Annotated in this window: 4 protein-coding genes and 1 pseudogene; 3 read left to right on the top strand and 2 right to left on the bottom strand. The window is 68.6% G+C overall.

Features of this window, described 5'->3' with window-relative positions; translation table 11 throughout:
• The first annotated feature begins 179 nt into the window (after window positions 1-179).
• Window positions 180-1762 (top strand): annotated as a pseudogene (locus AC1DOC_RS28000) (thiamine pyrophosphate-binding protein).
• Window positions 1763-1778: 16 nt separating this feature from the next.
• Here the strand turns inward: AC1DOC_RS28000 and AC1DOC_RS27995 are convergent.
• Window positions 1779-2213: a hypothetical protein gene (locus AC1DOC_RS27995; protein ID WP_478083463.1), complete on the bottom strand. Its 435-nt coding sequence runs from the start codon at window positions 2211-2213 to the stop codon at window positions 1779-1781.
• A 259-nt stretch (window positions 2214-2472) separates the two neighbouring features.
• Between AC1DOC_RS27995 and AC1DOC_RS27990 the strand changes: the two genes are divergently transcribed.
• Window positions 2473-2904: a hypothetical protein gene (locus AC1DOC_RS27990; protein ID WP_018902882.1), complete on the top strand. Its 432-nt coding sequence runs from the start codon at window positions 2473-2475 to the stop codon at window positions 2902-2904.
• Between the two features lie 39 nt (window positions 2905-2943).
• Complete coding sequence (locus tag AC1DOC_RS27985) at window positions 2944-3207, top strand: hypothetical protein (RefSeq protein ID WP_012747128.1); 264 nt, start codon at window positions 2944-2946, stop codon at window positions 3205-3207.
• A gap of 9 nt (window positions 3208-3216) precedes the next feature.
• Here AC1DOC_RS27985 and AC1DOC_RS27980 read toward each other — a convergent pair.
• Window positions 3217-3489: c-type cytochrome (locus AC1DOC_RS27980; RefSeq protein WP_478130950.1), on the bottom strand; the 273-nt coding region annotated here is incomplete at its 5' end.

The following is a 3489-nucleotide window of genomic DNA, read 5'->3' as shown; positions in this document are numbered from 1 at the left end:
ATGAAGAAGCCTTCATGCTGCGCCCCTGGTCTTCATTGCGGGTCGGAAGACGCAGGCCTTGCGCGTGGGAGCAGTCTGTCGGCGGCGCGGTGCGCGCGGCCCTTGTGGGATTGCACCGACGGTGCCTGGGGCCGATTGCACGACAGGCCGCCGCGCGCGAGGCGCGGAGTATCCGTGCGATGAAAAAGACAGTCAGCGATTTCGTGGTCCAGCGCCTGCACGACTGGGGCGTGCGGCGCGTCTACGGCTACCCCGGCGACGGCATCAACGGCCTCATGGGCGCACTCGACCGGGCGGGCGGCGCCATCGAGTTCATACAAAGCCGCCATGAGGAACTGGCCGCCTTCATGGCCTGTGCGCATGCCAAGTTCTCGGGCGAGGTGGGCGTCTGCCTGGCCACCTCGGGACCGGGCGCGATCCACCTGCTGAACGGCCTGTACGACGCGAAGCTCGACCGCCAGCCGGTGGTCGCCATCGTCGGCCAGCAGCAGCGCAGCGCGCTCGGCGGCGACTACCAGCAGGAGGTGGACCTGGTCTCGCTGTTCAAGGACGTGGCGCACGAGTTCGTGCAGATGGCCACCAGCGCGGAGCAGGTTCGCCACCTGATCGACCGCGCGATGCGCATCGCGCGCGACCGCCGCGCCGTCACCTGCGTGATCGTCCCCAACGACGTGCAGGAACTGCCGGCGGTGCCGGTGCGGCGCTGCTCGGCAAGGCGGCGGTGCCCGACGATCTGCCCTTCGTGACCGGCGCCATCGGCGTGCTCGGCACGCGGCCCAGCTCGCGCATGATGGAGGACTGCGACACCCTGCTGATGGTGGGCTCGTCGTTCCCGTACGCGGAATTCCTGCCGCCCGAAGGGCAGGCCCGCTGCGTGCAGATCGACACCGACCCGCGCGCCATCGGGCTGCGCTACCCCACGGAACTGGGCCTGGTCGGCGACAGCCGCGCCACGCTCGCGGCGCTGCTGCCGCTGCTCGATCACAAGGAACACGGCGCCTGGCGCCAAGGCATCGAGGCCGACGTGGCGCGCTGGTGGCGCGTGCTCGAGGCGCGCGCCCATGTGGAGGCCTCGCCGGTCAATCCGCAGCGCGTGTTCTGGGAGCTGTCGCCGCGCCTGCCCGAAGAAACCGTGCTCACCTGCGACAGCGGCACCGCTGCCAACTGGTATGCGCGCGACATCAAGCTGCGCCGCGGCATGAAGGCCAGCCTGTCCGGCGGCCTCGCCACCATGGGCCCGGCCCTCCCCTACGCGATTGCGGCCAAGCTGGTGCATCCCGACCGGCCCGTGGTCGCGATGCTGGGCGACGGCGCCATGCAGATGAACGGCCTCAATGCGCTCATCACCCTGGCGCGCATGTGGCGCGACTGGGCCGACCCGCGCCTGGTGGTCATGGTGCTCAACAACCGAGACCTCAACCTCGTGAGCTGGGAGCAGCGCGTGCTCGGCGGAGATCCGAAGTTCAACGCCTCGCAGGAGCTGCCCGACTTTCCCTATGCGCGCTTCGCGCAGATGCTCGGCCTTGCAGCCCTGCGCGTCGACACGCCCGAAGCCATCGGCCCGGCCTGGGACGCCGCCTTTGCGGCCGACCGCCCGATGCTGCTGGAAATGGTCACCGACTCCGCCGTGCCGCCGCTGCCGCCCGATGTTTCGCTCGCCCAGGCCAAGGCCTACCTGCTGGCGCTGTGGCAGGGCGACCCCGAAGCCATGCGGACCATCAAGGCCACGATGCGGGAATACTGGGCCAGCGCGACGGCGTGACGGGCCTTTTCTCTGGCTACTGCCCGGTCTTGATGCCCGCCCTGGCCTTCGATTCTTCCTCGCTTGCGCGCGACAGGCACGCGGCCTTGTCGCCGCCCTGCCGCTCGTTGCACTTCTCCCTGGCCACCTCGTAGTTCACCGCCACCCTTGCTTCGGCGAGCCTGCGGGCATTGGCGTCGCTGGGACTGCGCTCATGGTCGAGCTCGGCCAGTGCAATCTTCTGGCGGCCCTCCGCTTCCTTGACGCAGACCGCCCGGGCGGGCTCGACCTGTTTCTCGCACTGCTCCAGCGCGGCCTTCAGGTTGGCGCCGATCCGTTCCCGCGCCGCGCCGTACTCGACCGTGGCCGGGTCGATCTCGGCCGGATGCGGCGGCGAGGTTTGCGCGCCCGCGGCAAGCGCCGCCGCCCACAGCGCCGTGGCAGCGAACAACGCGTGAAGCTTTCTGTGCATGGCGATCTCCAGTCTCTGAGTCCGCATTCGGCCAGTGTGCGCGCCACAACCGCCGCGCCGGTAGGACGTGCGCCCACGCCGCCCGGGGGCGCCGCCGACGCCCCGCCGCCCGCCTGCACACCTGCGCGGGGAGCGTCAGCATGTGCTTACGACCGCTTCGCAAGGCGTCCTACCGCCCCGGCGCCGCCGACTTCTATATTGGTTTCGGACGCCGGATCCTCCCCTGCAAGAAAAACCACCGGCGTCAAGGAGCTCAACCATGAAGAAACTGTTATTGATGTGTGCCGCAGCCTCCTGCATGGCAGTGGGCCAGGTGCATGCGCAAGTGAACACGCCTCCCGCGGCGGCCACCGATCCGGCCATGGCCGAATACAAGGCCGCGCGCGACAAGATCTCGGCCGACTACAAGGCCGACAAGGCCGCATGCGATGCCATGAAGGACAACGCCAAGGACGTCTGCGTGGAAGAAGCCAAGGGCAAGGAAAAGATTGCCAAGGCCGAACTCGAGCAGAAGCAGAAGCCCAGCGACAGCAATGCGCGCAAGGTGGCCGAAGCCAAGGTGGAAGCGGCCTATGCAGTCGCCAAGGAAAAGTGCGACGACCAGAAGGGCGACGCCAAGAGCGCTTGCGTGAAGGAAGCCAAGGCCACCGAGGCCAAGGGCAAGGCCGACATCAAGGCGATGAAGAAGTAGGCAGTGGCGCACAGCCCCCGCCACAGGACCCGAGAAGCGGTGAAGCCCTTGCAGACGCTCGCCATCTCCGAGGCCCTGCGCGCCCAGCTGTCGGCCGACAACCTCCTGGCCATCAATTCGCATGGCCAGGAGGTTCTTCATGGGCTCGACTTCGATGAGTCGCAGCTTCTCGTGGATTGCAGCGAGCAGCAGCCCACGGACCCTTCCATGCGGGAGCGGTGCGCGCAGCTCGTCATCAAGCACGAGCGGGCCCGGCTGCGCATTGCCACGGTCGACGACGAGCGCAACGCGGCCAAATTCTAGAAAGGCTGGTCAGCGCAGCGCCGCAAGATAGGCGGCGATATCGCGCGCGTCCTGCTCGGACACGCCCATCTGCGGCATGGCCGTGAGCGGATCGACCTCGTGCGTGTGGCGCAGCCAGCGCACCATGTTGTCCGGCGTGTTGGCGAGCTTTCCAGCAATCAGTGAACGGCCGCCGATGCCCGCAAGCGGCGGCCCCACGTTGGGCGACGAGCTCGTGATGCCGGGGATCGTGTGGCAGGCGCTGCATGCGTATTGGGGCAGCGCCCGCGCGCCGCGCTGCGC

This window comes from Variovorax sp. 01T439_2 (assembly GCF_056398445.1).
This window is presented reverse-complemented; position numbering and strand designations above follow the sequence as displayed.